We start from the raw sequence: 18,363 nt of genomic DNA, 5'->3' as shown, positions 1-18,363 counted from the left end.
ATCGGTGCGGGTGCTGGGGGTTTTTCTGTTGCTCTGGCGTGTGGGGGTTGGTCGGCCCGCTCGTCCCCTCGCCTCGCCCACCCCCCACGACCCGGTTACGAGGACTTGCGGAAGGCGGCGACCAGGCGGAGCGGGTCCGGTCGCAGCAGTGACGCCGCCGAGTAGAGCGAGGCCGCGACGACCAGTGCGATGAACCACCAGTCGTAGAGGCCCTGTTCGCCGGTCGGGTAGTAGACGCAGACCAGGAAGACCGAGACGCCGACGACGACCGCCATGTGCTTCGGCTGCCACTTGAAGGTCGACAGGATGACGAAGCCCCAGGTCAGGTACCACGGCAGGGTGGGCGGCGCGAGGATCGCGACGGCCAGCAGCGCGAGTGCCATGTGGAAGACGGCGTTGTTGCCGCCGTCGCGGGCGAGCCACCACTGGCGGACCAGGTACGCGGCGAGCACGACCATGGCGATCGCCCGGCACACCGTGACGAACGGCGAGGACGGGACGTTGACCACGATGTGCACGAGCGAGTAGAAGATCTCGCCGATGCCGGTCGGGAAGTTCAGCCAGTTCGCGATGAGCGTCGGCGCCTTCAGCCCGGTCGCCCAGCCGATGTTGAACGAGCCGAGCGAGATCCAGGTGCCCGCGACGAACACCGGCACGAAGATGCCCAGCGCGGGCAGCAGCGCGCGGAAGAAGTTGCGGGTCTTGGTGCCGCCTTCGAGGTGGTTGGCCCACATCCAGACGATGAACGGCAGCGCGATGGCCGCGGTCGGCTTGATCAGCATGCCGATGGTCACCAGCACCACGGCCAGCGCGTGCTTGCGTTCCAGGGTGGCGAGCACGCCGGTGGTGAGGAAGCCGAGCATCAGCAGGTCGTTGTGCGGGCCGCCGACGAGGTGGATGACCATCATCGGGCTGGCGACGGCAAGCCACATGGTGACCGGCAGGCGGCCGCCGAGGTGCTTGACCAGCCGGGGCAGCGCCCACAGCATCATCGCGAGGCCGATGAGCAGCACGAGCCTGGTGAGGATGACGCCGGCGATCATGTTGTTGCCGGTGATGGAGACGATGCCCTTGGCGACCAGCAGGAACAGCGGCCCGTACGGGGCTGGCGTGGTCTGCCAGAGCGGGTGCACGTTCTGCACGACGTCCGGGAGCACGTTCAGCTCGGCGGGGCCGTGGTCGTACGGGTCGAGCCCGTAGAGCAGCTGGGCGCCCTGGCCGAGGTAGGAGAACACGTCACGGGTGAACAGCGGCGGCGACACCAGCAGCGGCGCCATCCAGCAGCCGGCGGCGACCAGGATGGGCCGGGTGCCGATGCGCCCGGCGAGCACGTAGCGGCCCAGGCGCACCCAGGCCCACACCACGAGCGCGAAGCCGGTGTAGAGGAAGACGTTCGCGAGTGCCCTGCCGTGGCCGTAGCGGATCCACGAGAGCGGGCCGTGGCCGAGGACGGGGTCGCGGATCAGGATGCCACCGGCGCCGAGCGCGGCGATCATCAGCAGCGTGCTGCCGATGGTGCCCATCGCGATGGTCCGGTACGGGAAGCGTGAAGGCACCTTGATGCGGTCGGCCAGGGGTTTCATCGTGGCCGCCGAGGTGCTCTGCGCCGAGCCGTCTGCCTCCGGCGCTGGGTCTGTAGTGGTCGCCATGTCGATGGTGAAGATTACACACCGGTGCCGTAACACCTGTCGGCAGACGCTGTTTTTCCCGATCCTGACAGGGTGTATGCACGCATCAGTCAACCGCCGTTCGGACGCTGACGCCGCCGGGCAGTGCCGCGAGCAGCGACTTCGTGTAGTCGTGTTTCGGGTCCAGCAGCACTTCTTCGACGGTCCCTACCTCGACGAGTTCACCCCGGTACATCACGGCGACGCGGTCGGCGATGTTCCAGGCCAGTCCCAGGTCGTGGGTGATCACCAGGCCCGCGAGGCCGAGTTCGCGGCGCAGGCGCAGCAGCAGCGCGAGAATCTCGCCGCGCACGGACGCGTCGAGCGAGGCGACGGGTTCGTCGGCGACGATCACGCCGGGGTCGAGCGCGAGCGCGCCCGCGATGACCACCCGCTGGCGCTGGCCACCGGACAGCTCGTGCGGCAGCCGCGCGAAGAACTTCTCCGCGGGCCTTAGCTCGGCGGCCTCCAGCGCGCGGGTGACGACCGCGCGTTCGTCGCCGACGCCGTGGATGCGCGGGCCCTCGGCGACGGCCTCGTAGACGCTGTGGCGCGGGTTCAGCGCGCTCGTCGGGTCCTGCAGGACGAGCTGCACGTGCCGCCGGTAGGCCTTGAGACCGGCGGCGGTCGACGGCATCGCCTCGCCGCGGTAGCGCACGGTGCCCGAGGTGGGCTGCTGCAGGCCGAGCAGTGTCCTGGCGAGGGTGGTCTTGCCGGAGCCGGACTGGCCGACCAGCGCGACGATCTCGTCGCGGTGCACGTCGAGCGAGACGCCCGCGACGGCGTTGATCCGCGCGCCGGTGCGGTCTTTGAACGTCACGCGCACGTCCTGTGCCGAGAGCAGCGCCTCGGTGCCGCGTGCGCGGTCGGGTTCGGGTGGCAGCGGCGTGCTGGTGGCGGGCGCGAACCGGGACACCGGGTCGCCGACGGTGGGGAACGCGGCCGCGAGCGCCTGGGTGTGCGGATGCTCGGGGTGAGCCATGAGTTCGGCGCTGGGCCGCAGCTCGACGAGTTCGCCGTCGTACATGACCGCGGTGCGGGCGCAGGTGGAGGCGAGCACCGACAGGTCGTGGCTGATCATGATCAGCCCGATGCCCTGTTCGGCGACGAGCTTGCCGAGCAGGTTGAGCACCTGGGCCTGCACGATCACGTCGAGCGCGGTGGTCGGCTCGTCGGCGATGATCAGCCGCGGCCCGCAGGCCAGCGCCATCGCGATCATCACGCGCTGCTTCTGCCCGCCGGAGAGCTCGTGCGGGTACGCGCCCGCGCGGGCGGCCGGGAGGTCGACCTGTTCGAGCAGTTCCGCGACGCGTGCCTTGACCTGGGACTCGGGCACGGTGGCGTGGATGCGCAGTGGTTCGGCGATCTGCTCGCCGATCTTGCGGACCGGGTTGAGCGCGTGCATCGCGCCCTGGAACACCACGGAGGCCTCGCCCCAGCGGACGGCACGCAGCCGTCCCCATTTCATGGTGGTGACGTCTTCGCCGTCGAGCAGGATCTCACCGCTGATCTTCGCCGAGCGGGGCAGCAGGCGCAGCACGCTCATCGCGACCGTCGACTTGCCCGACCCCGACTCCCCCGCCACCCCCAGCGTGTCACCCGGTTCGAGCTTCAGGCTCACCCCGCGCACGGCGTCGACGTCGCCGCCACCGGTGCGGTAGGTGACGGTGAGGTCTTTGAGTTCCAGTAGCGCGGTCACGACCGCTCCCCCTTGAGCTGCGGGTCCAACACGGTCTCCAGCGCGCGCCCGACGAGCGTGAAGCACAGCACGACGGCGACGATCAAGAGCCCGGGCGGCAGCACGTTCCACCAGGCGCCGCGGCTGACGCCACCGTTGGCGAGCACCTCGTGCAGCATGTTGCCCCACGAGATGACGTTCGGGTCGCCGACGCCGAGGAACGCCAGCGTCGCGTCGGCGATGACCGCGTTGCCGACGACGAGGGTGGTGTTCGCCAGCACCAGCGGCATCACGCCCGGCAGGACGTGCTTGCCGAGGATGTGGGCGTGGCCGCCGCCGAGCGCTTTGGCGCGCTCGATGTAGGGCCTGCCCTCGATGGTCAGTGTCTGCGCGCGGACCAGGCGCGCGGTGGTCGGCCACGCGGTGATGCCGATGGCGAACACGATGGTCCACAGGCTCTTGGGCAGCACCGCGCCGAGCGCGAGCGCGAGCACCAGCGACGGCAGCACCAGGAAGAAGTCGGTGAACCGCAGCAGCACCGCCGACAGCCAGCCGCCGAAGTGCGCGGCGGCCATGCCGACGATGGTGCCCAGCAGCACCGACAGCACGGTGGCGGAGAAGCCGACCAGCAGTGTCGCCCTGGCGCCCCAGTAGGACATGAGCAGTACCGACCGGCCGGCGACGTCGGTGCCGAGCAGGTACCCGTCGCCGGGTGCCTGGTACGGACCCGCGGCCGCCTTGGTGACGTCGAGGCCCGACTCGTCGGTGAGCAGTGGCGCGAGCAGCGCGGCCACCACGATCACCGCGAGCAGCACCAGCCCGGTGAGCCCGCTCTTGGTGCGGGCGAACTCGTGCCACACCTTCGCGGCCGAGGCGCGACGGCGTCGCCAGGCGATCGCGCGGGCGTTCTCGGTGTTCTCGGTGTTTTCGACGGCCGTCATGCGGCACGCACCCTCGGATCGAGCACGCGGTAGAGCAGTTCCGCGAACAGGTTCATGGTCACCACCGAGCCGGTCAGCACGATGAACACCCCTTGCAGCACCGGGTAGTCCGGCCCTTTGAGCGCGTCGTAGGTGAGCAGGCCCAGCCCTGGCCAGCTGAACACCGCCTCGACCGACACCGAGCCGGAGACGACGAGGCCGAACTGCAGGAACACCAGCGTCACCGTCGGCAGCAGCGCGTTGGGCACGGCGTGCCGTTTGCGGACGAGGTCGTCGCGCAGGCCCTTGGCGCGGGCGGTGGTGAGGTAGTCGGCGTTCATCTCGCCGATCAGCGACGAGCGCATGATCAGCATGTACTGGGCGTAGAACACCGCGAGCAGTGTCAGGCACGGCAGCGCGAGATGGTGCGCGACGTCGACGGTCTGCGGCCAGAAGCCGGGCGCCGCGTCGGGCGAGTGCATGCCGCGGCTGGGGAACAGCCCGCTGGTGGAGACCAGCAGCAGCAGGCCGAGCCAGAACTGCGGCACCGACCACAGGGTGAGCGCGAAGCTGGTGTTGGCGCGGTCGAAGAAGCTGTCGCGCTTCCACGCCGAGCGCACCCCGAGCCAGACGCCGAGCACGACCGCGAGGAAGGTCGCGGTGCCGACCAGCAGCACGGTCGGCCAGACCCGTTCGCCGATCATGTCGATGACCGGGCGGCTCTGCGCCACGGAGTTGTCCATGTCGCCGTGCAGGATCAGGTTCTTGAAGTAGTTCCAGAACTGCTCCGGCAACGGCTTGTCGAGGCCCATGCTGGCGGCCAGCGCGGCGCGTTGCTGGGGATCGGTGGGCCGGTCACGGACACGGGTGGCGAGCGGGTCGCCCGGCAGCGCGCGGAAGAGCAGGAAGCCGAGCGTGATGACCAGCACCAGGCTGACCAGCGCGCCCCCGACCTTGGCGAGCACGAACCTGAGGGTGCCGGTGCCGCCGCGGCGCTCATCCGGATCGGTGAGCGCCGCGGCGGGATCGAGCGAGCTGAGTGCGGTGGACAAGGTGTGGGTCCTACTCCCGGTCGTCAGCGGACTTGCCGCGCCTGGCGAGGACGACCCCGCCGCCGACGAGCACGATCAGCACGACGGCGCCGATGCCGATCCAGAGGCCGGTGTTGCCGCCGCCGCTGTCACCGGAGGACGCGGCCTGGCCCGCGGCGGGGGTGGCGCCGTAGTAGCCCCAGTAGCCCATCTGCTCGAGGATCGCGCCCTCGGGCTGCGGCTGCTTGGTGAACGAGGAGAAGTTGTCCGAGCGGTAGGCCTCGAGCACGTTGTCGTAGTCGAGCACGACGGTGACGGTCTGGCTGGCGAACCGGGCCTGTGCCTTCTTCACGATGTCGGCGCGCTTGGCCGGGTCGAACTCCGCGAGCTGCTGCTTGTAGAGCTCTTCGTACTCGGCGTCGCAGAAGAAGTTGTCGGTGCTGCCGCCCTTGCCCTCGGCGTTGGGCCGCTGGGCGCAGGTCTGCAGCGAGAGCGCGTAGTCCGGGTCGGGGCTGGTCGAGTAGCCGGAGATGGCCAGGTCGTAGTTGCCCGCGCTGGTGCGGTCGTTGAGCTCCTCGTCGGAGACGAGGTCGGGGGTCACCGTGACGCCGATGTCCTTGAACCAGCCCTTGATGTACTCGGCGGTGCGCTGGTCGAACGGGCGGGACGAGTGCCCGGCCAGCCGCAGCTCCAGCTTGCCGCCACCGGGGACGGTGCGGACGCCGTCGGGGCCCTTGGCGTAGCCGGCGGCGTCGAGCGCGGCGCCCGCGGCGGCGAGGTCGAACTTGGGCAGCTCACCGGCGGCGGGCTGCCAGTGGTAGGCGGAGTAGGCGGTGGGGATGACGCCGGTGCCGACCTTGCCGTGCCCGGACATCACCCGGTCCACAATGGTCTGCGGGTCGATGGCCTGCGCGAGCGCCTTGCGGAGCTTGATGTCCTTGAGCGCGGGATTGCCGTTGCCGAGCGGCTTGTTGTCGACGGTCATCACGCCGTGGTTGAAGCTGATCTCGTTGTAACGGCGCCCCGGCGCCTCGTTGGTGGCGATGCCGGGCTGGCCCTTGAGCGCGTCGAACTGGGTCGGGGTGAGCCGGTTGATGACGTCGACCTCGTTCTGCTTCAACGCGTTCACCGCGGCTTCGGCGTCGCTGAACTTCAGCAGCTGCACCGAGTCGATCTTGGGCGCGCCGCGCCAGTAGTCCTTGTTCGCCTTGAACTTCACGAACTCGTTCTGCTTGTACTCGGTCAGCAGGTACGGGCCACTGCCGACGCCGACGACGTCCATCGAGTCGGTCTTCGGGTCCTTCAGGTCGGCGATCGGCGCCCAGATGTGCTCGGGCACGATCGGCACGTCGAGCGCGGTCATCGTGGCCTGCGGCGTCTTGGTCTTGATGACCAGCGTCGCGTCGTCGGTGGCCGTGACGGTGTCGAAGTTGGTGACGTAGCTGCCGTTCGCGGTGCGCGCGGTGGCGTCGGTGAGCATCTTGTTGAACGTGAAGGCGGCGTCCTTGGCGGTGAGCGGCTTGCCGTCGGACCACTTCATGTTCGGGCGGATCTTGTAGGTCCAGGTCAGCTTGTCGTCAGAGGCCGACCACGACTCGGCGATGCCGCCGGTGGGCTGGGCGTTCTCGGCCGAGGGCAGCGTGAGGAACTCGTAGTTCAGGCGCCCGACCTGGGTGGCTGCCAGCAGTTCGGCGGTGAAGGGGTTCAGGTGATCGATGCCGGTGAGCAGCGCCACCCGCAGCGTCTTGCCCTGTTGTGCCTGCGCGGGTGCCGCGAACGGCGCCACCGCGAGCATCCCCGCCAGTACCGCCGCGCCGAGCCTTCGGCCGGAAAAACGCACCATGACCACCTCAGTTTTCTCGATTGGTCCCGCCCCAAGGCGAAGAACAAACCACCCCGTAAGGCCCGCTGTCAATGATTGACCACCGTCAATGCCAACCCGTGACTAGAGCGCTACGCGGATCATAGGGGTGACGGCCGACACTGATGATCAGAACCGCCAGTAACGTCTTTTCGGCGAGCAATTCCACCAAAGGCGAATGCTCGCGCAATTCCGCGGCGACAACGGCTCGTGAGTGTTCCCGACCTGCTGCCGGGTGAGGCTCGGCTAGAGTCCCCGCCATGCGGATCTTGCTCTCGGCCGACATGGAAGGCGCCACCGGCGTCACGTGGACCGACGACGTCATCCCGGGAACCGAGCAGTGGCAACGATTCCGGCGCATGTTCACCGGTGACGTCAACGCCACCATCGCCGGGCTCCACGCGGGCGGCGCGACGGACGTGCTGGTCAACGAGGCGCACTCGTCGCAGCGCAACCTGCTGCTGGAGGACCTCGATCCCCGCGCGCGGATGCTCACCGGGCGGCACAAGCCGCTGTCGATGATGCAGGGCATCGAATCCGGCGTGGACGGTGTCGTGTTCCTCGGCTATCACGCCGCGGCCGGTGTCGACGGCGTCCTGTCGCACACCTATATGGAGAACCAGATCACCGGCGTGTGGCTCGACGGGGTGCTGGCCAGCGAGGGCAGGCTCAACGCGGGCATGGCCGCGGAGTACGGCGTGCCGGTGCTGATGGTCTCCGGCGACGACAAGACCGTCGAGGACGCGCTCGACTACGCGCCCGGCGCGTCGATGGTGCAGGTCAAGGAATGCGTCAGCCGCTACGCCGCGATCTGCACGCCGCCCTCGGTCACCGCGTCGCTGCTCACCGGGGCCGCCGAGGAGAGCATGAAACGTGCCGGGCGGACCGAGCCGTCGCCGGGCACGCACCGCATCGAGGTCGAGTTCGACGCGAGCCACCTCGCCGCGGCCGCCGCCGTCATCCCGACCGTGGAACAGATCGGGGTGCGCCGGGTCGGCTTCGACGCGCCGAACATGACCGAGGCCATGAAGGCCTTCAAGATCGTGACCGCCATCGCGGCGGGGGCTGTGCAGGGAATCTATGGCTGACGTCGTCGAACTGTGCGCGGACCTGATCCGCTTCGACACCACCAACCGCGGCAACGGCGACGCCGAGGGCGAGCGCGAGGCCGCCGAGTACGTCGCGGCGCGCCTGTCGGACGCGGGTATCGAACCGAAGATCATCGAATCGGCGCCGCGCCGGGCGAACGTGGTGGCCCGCATTCCCGGCACCGACCCGTCCCTGCCCGGCATGCTGGTGCAGGGCCACCTCGACGTGGTGCCCGCCGACGCCGCCGACTGGACGGTCCCGCCGTTCTCCGGCGAGGTCCGCGAGGACTGCCTGTGGGGCCGCGGCGCGGTCGACATGAAGGACTTCATCGCGATGGTGCTGTCCTTCACTCCGGCGCTGCGCCCGCGCCGCGACATCGTGCTGGCGTTCGTCGCCGACGAGGAGGACAAGGGCGAGTACGGCGCGCACTGGCTCGCCACCGAGCACCGCGACCTGTTCGATGGCTGCGTGGCCGCGATCAGCGAGTCCGGCGGCTACACCTATCACGTGCCCGACGCGCAGGGCCGCGACGTGCGGCTGTACCCCGTCGGCACGGCCGAGCGCGGCACCGCGCACCTGCGCCTGACCGCGCGTGGCCGGGCCGGGCACGGCTCACGCCCCAACGACGACAACGCGGTGACCAAGCTCGTCGGCGCGCTGCACCGGATCGCCGCGCACCGCTGGCCGGTCAACCTCACCCCGACCGTGCGCGCGTTCCTCGAACGCACCGGCAAGGCACTCGGCATCCCGGTCGATCTGTCCGATGTGGACGGAACGGTCGCGCGCCTGGGCCCGGCGGGCTCGCTGGTCGTGCCGACGGTGCGCAACAGCACCACCCCGACCATGCTCGACGCCGGCTACAAGGTCAACGTCATCCCCTCGATCGCGACCGCGCAGGTCGACGTCCGGGTGCTGCCCGGTACCGAGGAGGCGCTGTTCGCGGAGCTGGACGTGCTGCTCGGCGACGTCGAGCGCGAGTTCGTCGCGCACCAGCCGCCGGTGGAGGCCCGCATCGACTCGCCGTGGTTCGACGCGATGGCCGACGCGCTGCGCGCCGAGGACCCCGAGGCGGTCGTGGTCCCGTACTGCATGGGCGGCGGCACGGACGCCAAGGCGTTCAGCCCGCTCGGCATCGACTGCTACGGCTTCGCGCCGCTCTACCTGCCGCCGGGTTTCCCGTACCGGGCGATGGCGCACGGCGTGGACGAGCGGGTGCCGGTCGAGGGCCTGCGCTTCGGCGCCCGGGTCCTGGAACGTTTCCTGACCACCTGCTAGCCGATGCCCGAAAGTGGCTTTCGTCAGGTCTCATCTGCCGAAAGCCACTTTCGGGCTTCAGTTTTCAGAGGCCCGGCAAATTCGTGCGACCCGAGTCTGGGTTCTGGGCCACAACTCGGGTTTCGCGAAGATCAACTCGCCTCGACAACCACCCAAAGAGCGTCCACAAAGGACCCACGCTGGCTCTTTTTGTCTGACATTGTCGCTTTTGCGTAAGTTTTGGGGTGGGTTGGGAGGAACGAACGGGGCGTATGTGTCGCTGAGCGTTGCATAAGTGGCGTTTGTGCGCTCGGCCGCTACGACGGGCGACTGAGCTGAGCGTGCCTGGTGGCCACTTTCGGGCTTCAGTTTTGGGAGCGCAGGCGGGCGCGGTAGGCCGACTTCTTCGCCTTGTCGCCGCAGGTGCTCATCGAGCACCAGCGGCGCTGCCCGGGCCGTGACTCGTCGACGAACAGGCCGAGACAGGTCTCGTCGGCGCAGATCTTGACGCGTCCGCGCAGCGGTCCGGCGAACAGGTCGATCGCGTCCCGCGCGAGCAGCGAAAGCACACTGTCCACTGTGGTGCCCGACCAGTGCGAGCTCGTGCCGTCGGCGCTCAGCCTCGGCACGAGCGGGACGGCGGCCGCGGCGCGGTTGATGCTCGCCACGTCGCGCTCGCGCGGCGGCGCCCCGCCTGCGATGGCCACGCCCGTCCGCTGGATCGTCTCGCGCAAGGCCCAAGCCGCCTCGAGATCCCGCTCGTCGACGACCGGCGGAGTGGGCAGCAGGCCGGCCTCGACGCACCATCTGGCCAGATCCGCGGGCTCCTCGAGTCGTTCGTAGGGAGTCGGCAGGCCTCGGTCGCCCAGCGTCGCCGGGAGCGTGAAGCACAACCGGGTGACGCCGAATCTGAAGTCCCGCTTGGTACGCCGCTCCACGGGCACCACTATAACCGGTGGACAAACATCGCTCGAACCGGCTAGAAAGGCACTGGTTTAACCAGTGCCTTTCTGAGGAGTGTCGCTCGTGACCACACCCATCGCGTTGATCGTGTCCATCCATGTGCTCGACGGGCACGCCGAGGAGTACCTGCGGCTGTCGCGGCCGGTGCTGGACGCGATGCGGCACGAACCGACGTTCATCAACACCGTGCAGCACCGGGATCCGGACGACCCGAACCGGTTCATGCTCTACGAGACCTGGGCCGACCGGGCCGAGTTCTTCGAGGTCCAGATGACCCGCCCGTACCGGCTTCCCTACGAGCGACGACTGGCCGAGATCCTCCGCACGCCCAGGACGATGCACGTCTGGGAACCGCTCCGCGCGGACTTCACGTTTTTCGACCGGAGCCGGTAGGCCACTGCCGGAGCGTCAGGTCGAGCGCGTCCAGCACGGCGTTCCACGAGGCGTCCGCGCCGCGGGCCTGATGACTGAAACCGCCGCCGCGTTCCAGGCTCACGTAGCCGTGGAAAGTGCTGTGCAACAGGCGGACCGCGTCGGTCTCGGCGGGCTCGGCCAGCCCGTAGCCGCGCAGGAGCGCCCGGGTGAGCGCGGCGTGCCTGCGCGCGGGCTCGGCGGCCACGCTGTCCGGGTCGATCTCGAGCTGCGCGGCGGCGTAGCGGCCGGGGTGTCCGGTCGCGTAGTCACGGTAGGCGTTGGCGAACGCGACCAGCGCCTCCTTGCCCGATCGGCCGGCGAGCGCGGCCGCGACGCGGTCGGCGAGTTCGCCCAGCGCCAGCGCCGAGGTGCGGATCCGCAGGTCACGCGCGTTCTTGACGTGCGAATACAGGCTCGCGTCCTTGACACCGAAGCGGCGGGCGAGCGCGGAGACGGTCACGTTCCCGAAGCCGACCTCGTCGGCCAGTTCGGCCGCCGCCTCGGTCAGCCGGTCCGCGGTCAGGCCCGCACGTGCCATGGCTCACTCCCCGTTTCCTAGAGGCTTTAGTTATTTGCCTAAGCATCCTAGGAAAGCTAGCTTCGATCGTGTGAGACCAGTAACCGAGCAAGAAATCCGCACATCGTTCATCAACTGCACCAAAGGCGAGGCCAAGCGGCTCGCCGTGCCGAAGGACCTCGCCGAACGTCCCTGGGACGACCTCGACTTCCTCGGCTGGCGCGATCCCGCGTCGCCCGAGCGGTCCTACATCGTCGCCGAATCCGAAGACGGGCTCGTGGGCATCGCGTTGCGCCGGGCCGCGCAGGCCGGGCTGGCGCGGCGCAGCATGTGCTCGCTGTGCCTGACCACACATTCCGGCGACGGCGTCTCGCTGATGACCGCGCGCAAGGCAGGGCCGGAAGGCCGCCAGGGCAACTCGGTGGGCTCGTACATCTGCGCCGACCTGGCCTGTTCCCTTTACCTGCGCGGGAAAAAGGACGCGGGCAACGGCGGCAGGCTGCACGAGTCCTTGAGCGTGGAGGAGCTGATCGAGCGGACCGCGGCCAACCTCGCGGGATTCCTCGACAAGGTGAACGCGTGAGCGAACATGTTCGTGACGAACATGTTCGTGTAAGGTGGGTGGCAAGCCGGCCGACCACCAAGGAGTCACCATGACCACCCATCACCCCATCGCGATCATCGGCGCCGGACTCGGCGGCCTCACCCTCGCCAGGGTCCTGCACCTCGGCGGTATCGAGACCGCCGTGTTCGACCTCGAAGCCTCCCCCACCGCCCGCCCCCAGGGCGGCATGCTCGACCTGCACGAGGAAACCGGCCAAGCCGCGCTGCGCGCGGCGGGCCTGCACGAGCGGTTCCTGGCCGCCGTCCACGACGGTGGCCAGGAAACCCGCATCATCGACCGCCACGCCACCGTCCACCTCGCCAGCGAAGACGACGGCACCGGCGACCGCCCCGAGATCCAGCGCGAAACCCTCCGCGGCCTCCTGCTCGACTCACTGCCCGCCGGAACCATCCGCTGGGGCACCAAAATCACCGGCGCGACCCCGCTCGGCGACGGCCGTCACGAGGTGACACTCGCCGACGGCGGCACCTTCACCACCGACCTGCTCATCGGCGCCGACGGCGCCTGGTCCAAGATCCGCCCGCTCGTCTCGCCCGCGACCCCGGCCTACTCGGGCCTGTCCTTCGTCGAACTCACCCTCGACGACGCCGACACCCGCCACCCCGAAAGCGCCGCGATCATCGGCGGCGGCATGCTCTTCGCACTCGGCGACCAGAAAGGCTTCCTCGCCCACCGCGAACCCGGCGACCGCCTGCACGTCTACTGCGCACTCAAAACCGACGCGGACTGGGTCACCACCCTCAACCCGTCGAACACCAAAACCGTGCTGCTGCGCCACTTCGAAGACTGGGACGACAGCCTGCGCGCCTTCATCACCGACGCCGACGGCCCACTCGTCCCCCGCCCCATCCACGCGCTCCCGGTCGGCCACGCTTGGCCGCGCACCCCCGGCGTCACCCTCCTCGGCGACGCCGCACACGTGATGTCCCCCTTCGCCGGTGAGGGCGCCAACCTCGCGATGATCGACGGCGCCGAACTCGCCGCCGCGATCATCGCCGCCCCCACCGACCTCGAGAAGGCACTCACGGCCTACGAGTCAGCGCTCTTCCCCCGCAGCGAGGAAGCGGCACGCGAGTCGGCCGGCAACCTCGAACTCTGCTTCGACGCGAACGCACCCCACGGCCTGATCGACCTCATGACCGCCCACGCCTGACACTCACCGCGTGCGCCACACCACGGCACGGAAGTACTGGTCAGGCACGATCGCCGAGCCAACGATCACGCCGTGGTCGTTAATGTCGCTGACGGCGTAGGGCTCGTCGGCGGCTACCGGCGGCAGTGCGAAGACCTGCCCATCCCGATCCCAGTAAACCGGCACACTGAGCCGGTCGGCGGAATCAGCCTCGCCGACGACCATGCCCTCGCCATTGAGCGCACGGAACCTGCTCGCCGCCCCACCTAGCGTGGGCAGTCGCGTCGCCTGGCCCTGCTCGTCCCAACGCACCACGCGGTACTTGCCGGCCTCGCTGACCTGACCGGCCATGATCCCCCGCTCATTGATCGCCAACACCTCGCTGAGGTTCCCCACTTCCACACCGACGTCGGTCGCCTTGCCCGCGACATCCCAGCGGACAGCGCTGTAGCCGCCTTCAGTGGACGACGAACCAGCGATAATTCCGGAACCGTTGATCCATCCGCTCACACAGCAACGGCTTTGACCTGGTCGTGAGTGGTATGGCCGGGGGGTAACGGCCCCAAACCAAACCACACCCCCGGGGGGGCGAAAAAAGGGGGGGGAAAACCCCCCCGCCCCCCCCCAGGGCCGGCCGGTGGTGGGTGGGCTCGCCCCCCACCAACCCCCCCCCCCCCCCCCCCGACTCCAGGTGAGCGTCATCAAGGGAGGCGATAACCCGGACGGACGCTCCCCTTGTCCGATTCGGGCCAGGATCCGCCACCGGTCTTGACATCGATGTCACCCGCGAGGTTGCCTCTCTGAGCGCTCCCCCGCGCGCCCCGATGTCGCCCCGCTAGAAGAGCTTGGAGCAACGATGCCCCGAAGCGCCAGAACAACGCTCAGCTCCGCGCTGTCCGTCGTTGTCATAGCCGCAGGCCTGGCCGCCGTCCCCACGACCGCGCACGCCGAAGCCCCGCCGGACTTCTACTCCTCGTTCGAGACCGGCGAACCCCAGCCGACCTGGAACGACACCGTCGAAACCGACGCACAAGGCAAGCAGAAGGCGTTCGGCGTCAACGGCGCCAACGGCACCGCCATCCCCGGCGACATCCGCGGCCGCGTCACCGAGACCAGCGCCAGCAGCGAGAACACCGCAGGCAACGAGGACTCGCCCAACCTCGTCGACGGCACCGCCGACACCAAATGGCTCGCCTGGACCCCCACCGCCTGGGAACAGATCACGCTCTCCGAGCCGGTCTCGATCACCCACTACGCGGTCACCTCGGCCAACGACGCCCCCGAGCGCGACCCCAAGGACTGGGCACTCCAAGGCTCCAACGACGCGCTGACCTGGACCGACATCGACAAGCAGACGAACCAGACGTTCAGCGACCGCTTCCAGCAGAAGGACTACAAGCTCGCCGCGCCCACCGCGGCCTTCAAATACTTCCGCTACGACGTCACCCGCAACAACGGCGGCCCGATCATGCAGGTCGCCGAACTGCTCCTCGCCAACGACGAGCCCGCGCCGCCGCCGCTGCCGAACATGCGCAGCTTCCCCGACTCCGGCCCCACCGCCGGCTACACCAACAAGAACCGCGTCGGCTTCACCGGACTGCGCGCCTACCGCTACTCCGGCAGCCAGACCGTCGCCGGACACGGCTGGTCCTACAACAAGATCTTCGACGTCGACATCCCCGTCACCGGCACCACTGAGCTCTCGTACAAGGTCCAGCCCCAGTTCATCAAAGACGATCTGAAGTACCCGAGCACCAACGTCGCCGTCGACCTCGCCTTCACCGACGGCACCTACCTCAGCCAGCTCGGCGCCGTCGACCAGTACGGCTTCCCGCTCACCCCGCAGGGCCAGGGCGCGAGCAAGGTCCTCTACACCAACCAATGGAACCTCGTCCGCTCCAACATCGCACTCGCCGCGGGCAAGACCATCGACCGCATCCTCGTCGGCTACGACAACCCCAACGGCCCCGGCGTGCTGCAGGGCTGGCTCGACGACATCAAGATCTCGGCCACCCCGACCCCGCCCGCCAGCAAGCGGCCGACGGACAACGTGCTGACCACCCGCGGCACCCTCGCAAACAGCACCTTCTCGCGCGGCAACAACTTCCCCGCCACCGCCGTCCCGCACGGCTTCAACTTCTGGACCCCCGTCACCGACGCCGGCTCCAACAGCTGGCTCTACGACTACCACTCCGGCAACAACGCCCAGAACCTGCCGACACTGCAGTCGTTCAGCGCCAGCCACGAACCCAGCCCCTGGATGGGTGACCGCCAAAGCTTCCAGGTCATGCCGTCACTCGCCACCGGCGTCCCCGACGCCAACCGCGAGAAGCGCCAGCTGGCCTTCAAGCACGAGAACGAAACCGCACGCGCCCACTACTACGGCGTGCAGTTCGAAAACGGCATCAAGACAGAACTCGCGCCCACCGACCACGCGGCCCTGTTCCGGTTCACCTTCCCCGGCAACGACTCCAGCCTCATCTTCGACAACATCAACAACAGCGGCGGCCTCACCCTCGACACCGCGGGCGGCACACTGAGCGGCTACACCGACGCCAAGAGCGGCCTCTCCGCCGGCGCCGGCCGCATGTTCGTCTACGCCACCTTCGACAAGCCGGTCACCGCCGGCGGCAAACTCCCCGGCGAAGGCCGCGACAACGTCCGCGGCTACCTGCGCTTCACCGGCCAGACCGTGAACATGCGCATCGCCACCTCCCTGATCAGCGTCGATCAGGCCAAGAAGAACCTCGCACAGGAAATCGCACCCACCGCGACACTGGAAACCGTCCGCGACGCCGCACAGAAGGCCTGGGACGAGAAACTCAGCGTCATCGAGGTCGAAGGCGCCTCCAAGGACCAGCTGACCACGCTGTACTCCAACCTCTACCGCCTGTTCCTCTACCCCAACTCCGGGCACGAGAACACCGGCACCCCGGCCGCACCGGCCTACAAGTACGCCAGCTTCGTCTCACCGAAGACCGGCGTGGACACCCCCACCCAGACCGGCTCGAAGATCGTCGACGGCCAGACCTACGTCAACAACGGCTTCTGGGACACCTACCGCACCACCTGGCCCGCCTACTCGCTCCTCACGCCTGACATGGCAGGCAAGATGATCGACGGCTTCGTCCAGCAATACCGCGACGGCGGCTGGATCTCACGCTGGTCCTCACCCGGCTACGCCGACCTGATGACCGGCACCAGCTCCGACGTCGCCTTCGCCGACGCCTACCTCAAGGGCGTCAAGAACTTCGACGTCAAATCCTCCTACGACGCGGCACTCAGAAACGCCACCGTCACCCCGCCCAACAACGCGGTCGGCCGCAAGGGTGCCGACGAGGGCATGTTCCTCGGCTACGCCCCCAACACCGCCGAACACGGCTTCTCCTGGTCCATCGAGGGCTACGTCAACGACTTCGGCATCGCCAACCTGTCGAAGAAGCTCTACGACGAAGCACCCGCCACCGACCCACGCAAGCAGGAATACCTCGCCAACTACGAGTACTTCACCAGCCGCGCCCAGCAGTACGTGAACGTCTTCGACCCCAGCGTCGGCTTCTTCCAGGGACGCGACGCCGCGGGCAAGTTCACCCGCTCCAAGGCCGAGTACGACCCCCGCGTCTGGGGCATCGACTACACCGAAACCGACGGCTGGGGCATGGCGTTCTCCGTACCCCAGGACGGCCAAGGCCTCGCCAACCTCTACGGCGGCAAGGAAGGCCTCGCCAAGAAGCTCGACGCGTTCTTCGCCGACCAGGAGACCGCCAACTTCCCCGGCTCCTACGGCGGCGTCATCCACGAGATGCGCGAAGCCCGCGACGTCCGGATGGGCCAGCTCGGCCACTCCAACCAGGCGTCACACCACACGATGTACATGTACGACTACGCGGGCCAGCCGTCCAAGACCCAGGCCAAGGTCCGTGAAGCACTCGGACGCCTCTACACCGGCAGCGAGATCGGCCAGGGCTACGCCGGCGACGAGGACAACGGCGAGCAGTCGGCCTGGTGGACGTTCAGCGCACTCGGCTTCTACCCGCTCCAGATGGGCAGCCCGAACTACGCTATCGGCTCCCCGCTGTTCACCAAGGCGACCATCCACCTCGCCGGTGGCAAGAACCTGGTGATCAACGCGCCGAAGAACAACGCGAAGAACATCTACGTGCAGGGCCTGCGCGTCAACGGCAAGGCGTACTCGTCCACGTCGATCCCGCAGGACCTGATCGCCAAGGGCGGCACGCTCGACTTCGACATGGGCCCCAACCCCTCGAAGTGGGGCACCGGCCCGAACGACGCGCCGACGTCGATCACCACCGGCGACGCGGCGCCGTCCCCGCTGCACGACCTGACCGGGCCAGGCAAGGGCACGGCCACCGGTGCCGCGGTGGACGTCAACGCGGTGAAGTCGATCTTCGACAACACCTCGCGCACCGAGTCCGTCGTGACCGCGCCCATCCAGTACCAGCTCAACTCGACCAAGGAGGCGGCCACGATGTACACGCTCACCTCGGCCAAGGTCCCTGGTGACGCGAAGAGCTGGACACTCAAGGGTTCCTACGACGGAGTCAACTGGGCGGTCGCCGACGAGCGCACCGACCAGTCCTTCCAGTGGCGCCAGCAGACACGGGCGTTCAAGGTGACCAACCCGGCGCACTTCAAGTACTACCGCCTCGAGGTCACCGCCACCTCCGGCGGCACCATGTCGCTCGCCGAGTTCGAACTGCTCGGCAAGCCGGACGCCACGTGCTCGAAGACGATCACCGGCACCCACGCCGGACCGCTGACCGTCACCGGCACGGTGTGCCTCGACGACGCGACGGTCACCGGCCCGGTCACGGTCGCGCCGGGCGCGACCCTGATCGCCACCGGCGGTTCGATCGGCGGCCCGCTGTCGTCGGCCAACGCCGAGCAGGTCGTGCTGAACGGGACCAAGGTCGGCGGCCCGGTGTCGATCACCGGCACCAAGGGCACGGTCTCGATCGAGCAGGCGGACATCGCGGGCCCGGTCACTTTGACCGGTAACCACGGTCCGGTGCTCACGGCGAGCTCGGTCGGCGGGCCGCTGGCCTGCGCGGCCAACTCGCCGGCGCCGTCGGACTACTCGCTGAGCAACACGGTGCGTGGCCCTTCGGCCGGGCAGTGCGCCAAGTTCTAAAGGACTCGTGAGCGTTGGGGGGGGGGGGTAACGCCCCCCCACCGCACACGCCCACCACGC

The 18,363-nt window shown here is 68.8% G+C and carries 14 protein-coding genes; 6 read left to right on the top strand and 8 right to left on the bottom strand.

Annotated elements, in window-relative coordinates; all coding sequences use genetic code 11:
- Positions 1–95 precede the first annotated feature (95 nt).
- The 5 genes from mptB to ACFV15_RS34795 all read right to left on the bottom strand — a co-directional run bounded on the left by mptB (position 96) and on the right by ACFV15_RS34795 (position 7,139).
- Complete coding sequence (gene mptB / locus ACFV15_RS34815) at positions 96–1,649, bottom strand: polyprenol phosphomannose-dependent alpha 1,6 mannosyltransferase MptB (protein ID WP_378355912.1); 1,554 nt, start codon at positions 1,647–1,649, stop codon at positions 96–98.
- A gap of 85 nt (positions 1,650–1,734) precedes the next feature.
- Entirely contained in the window at positions 1,735–3,366 is a 1,632-nt protein-coding gene (locus tag ACFV15_RS34810) for a dipeptide ABC transporter ATP-binding protein (RefSeq protein WP_378355910.1), read from the bottom strand.
- Positions 3,363–4,286, bottom strand: coding sequence for an ABC transporter permease (locus ACFV15_RS34805; RefSeq protein ID WP_378355908.1), 924 nt, complete (start codon positions 4,284–4,286; stop codon positions 3,363–3,365). Before ACFV15_RS34805 ends, ACFV15_RS34810 begins: the two co-directional genes overlap by 4 nt.
- The gene (locus ACFV15_RS34800; protein ID WP_378355906.1) at positions 4,283–5,317 is read right to left on the bottom strand and encodes an ABC transporter permease; all 1,035 of its coding nucleotides are present in this window, start codon (positions 5,315–5,317) and stop codon (positions 4,283–4,285) included. The genes ACFV15_RS34805 and ACFV15_RS34800 overlap by 4 nt, the downstream gene beginning before the upstream one ends.
- Before the next feature lie 10 nt (positions 5,318–5,327).
- Complete coding sequence (locus ACFV15_RS34795; protein ID WP_378355904.1) at positions 5,328–7,139, bottom strand: ABC transporter substrate-binding protein; 1,812 nt, start codon at positions 7,137–7,139, stop codon at positions 5,328–5,330.
- 278 nt (positions 7,140–7,417) lie between these two features.
- Here ACFV15_RS34795 and ACFV15_RS34790 point away from each other — a divergent pair, with 278 nt between their 5' ends.
- Together ACFV15_RS34790 and ACFV15_RS34785 are read left to right on the top strand one after the other, a co-directional pair.
- Entirely contained in the window at positions 7,418–8,245 is an 828-nt protein-coding gene (locus ACFV15_RS34790) for a M55 family metallopeptidase (RefSeq protein WP_378355902.1), read from the top strand.
- The gene (locus ACFV15_RS34785; protein ID WP_378355900.1) at positions 8,238–9,521 is read left to right on the top strand and encodes a M20/M25/M40 family metallo-hydrolase; all 1,284 of its coding nucleotides are present in this window, start codon (positions 8,238–8,240) and stop codon (positions 9,519–9,521) included. The genes ACFV15_RS34790 and ACFV15_RS34785 overlap by 8 nt, the downstream gene beginning before the upstream one ends.
- A gap of 344 nt (positions 9,522–9,865) precedes the next feature.
- Here the strand turns inward: ACFV15_RS34785 and ACFV15_RS34780 are convergent, their stop codons facing one another.
- Positions 9,866–10,438 carry a CGNR zinc finger domain-containing protein gene (locus ACFV15_RS34780; RefSeq protein WP_378355898.1) on the bottom strand — a complete coding sequence of 191 codons (573 nt, stop codon included), beginning with the start codon at positions 10,436–10,438 and terminating at the stop codon, positions 9,866–9,868.
- An 88-nt stretch (positions 10,439–10,526) separates the two neighbouring features.
- Between ACFV15_RS34780 and ACFV15_RS34775 the strand changes: the two genes are divergently transcribed.
- Positions 10,527–10,856: a putative quinol monooxygenase gene (locus ACFV15_RS34775; RefSeq protein ID WP_378355896.1), complete on the top strand. Its 330-nt coding sequence runs from the start codon at positions 10,527–10,529 to the stop codon at positions 10,854–10,856.
- Here ACFV15_RS34775 and ACFV15_RS34770 read toward each other — a convergent pair.
- Positions 10,831–11,415, bottom strand: coding sequence for a TetR/AcrR family transcriptional regulator (locus ACFV15_RS34770; RefSeq protein WP_378355894.1), 585 nt, complete (start codon positions 11,413–11,415; stop codon positions 10,831–10,833). The two genes, ACFV15_RS34775 and ACFV15_RS34770, sit on opposite strands and share 26 nt — an antisense overlap.
- A 70-nt stretch (positions 11,416–11,485) precedes the next feature.
- Between ACFV15_RS34770 and ACFV15_RS34765 the strand changes: the two genes are divergently transcribed.
- Complete coding sequence (locus ACFV15_RS34765; RefSeq protein WP_378355893.1) at positions 11,486–11,977, top strand: FBP domain-containing protein; 492 nt, start codon at positions 11,486–11,488, stop codon at positions 11,975–11,977.
- Between the two features lie 70 nt (positions 11,978–12,047).
- A complete protein-coding gene (locus ACFV15_RS34760) occupies positions 12,048–13,172 on the top strand; it encodes an FAD-dependent oxidoreductase (protein WP_378355891.1) in 1,125 nt (374 codons plus the stop codon).
- Positions 13,173–13,175: 3 nt separating this feature from the next.
- Here ACFV15_RS34760 and ACFV15_RS34755 read toward each other — a convergent pair whose 3' ends face one another.
- The gene (locus tag ACFV15_RS34755; protein ID WP_378355889.1) at positions 13,176–13,661 is read right to left on the bottom strand and encodes a hypothetical protein; all 486 of its coding nucleotides are present in this window, start codon (positions 13,659–13,661) and stop codon (positions 13,176–13,178) included.
- A 346-nt stretch (positions 13,662–14,007) separates the two neighbouring features.
- Between ACFV15_RS34755 and ACFV15_RS34750 the strand changes: the two genes are divergently transcribed.
- A complete protein-coding gene (locus tag ACFV15_RS34750) occupies positions 14,008–18,303 on the top strand; it encodes a GH92 family glycosyl hydrolase (protein ID WP_378355887.1) in 4,296 nt (1,431 codons plus the stop codon).
- Positions 18,304–18,363: the final 60 nt, after the last annotated feature.

The sequence above is a fragment of the Amycolatopsis sp. NPDC059657 genome, from assembly GCF_042734395.1.
Classification (GTDB): Bacteria; Actinomycetota; Actinomycetes; order Mycobacteriales; family Pseudonocardiaceae; genus Amycolatopsis.
The sequence above is the reverse complement of the archived record's forward strand: the minus strand, read 5'-3'. Positions and strand labels throughout refer to the sequence as shown.

Bases quoted from the DNA above. Each gene is read 5' to 3' on its own strand.
- mptB (WP_378355912.1), bottom strand. From the start codon at position 1,649: ATGGCGACCACTACAGACCCAGCGCCGGAGGCAGACGGCTCGGCGCAG.
- ACFV15_RS34805 (WP_378355908.1), bottom strand. From the start codon at position 4,286: ATGACGGCCGTCGAAAACACCGAGAACACCGAGAACGCCCGCGCGATC.
- ACFV15_RS34795 (WP_378355904.1), bottom strand. From the start codon at position 7,139: ATGGTGCGTTTTTCCGGCCGAAGGCTCGGCGCGGCGGTACTGGCGGGG.
- ACFV15_RS34790 (WP_378355902.1), top strand. From the start codon at position 7,418: ATGCGGATCTTGCTCTCGGCCGACATGGAAGGCGCCACCGGCGTCACG.
- ACFV15_RS34785 (WP_378355900.1), top strand. From the start codon at position 8,238: ATGGCTGACGTCGTCGAACTGTGCGCGGACCTGATCCGCTTCGACACC.
- ACFV15_RS34770 (WP_378355894.1), bottom strand. From the start codon at position 11,415: ATGGCACGTGCGGGCCTGACCGCGGACCGGCTGACCGAGGCGGCGGCC.
- ACFV15_RS34760 (WP_378355891.1), top strand. From the start codon at position 12,048: ATGACCACCCATCACCCCATCGCGATCATCGGCGCCGGACTCGGCGGC.
- ACFV15_RS34750 (WP_378355887.1), top strand. From the start codon at position 14,008: ATGCCCCGAAGCGCCAGAACAACGCTCAGCTCCGCGCTGTCCGTCGTT.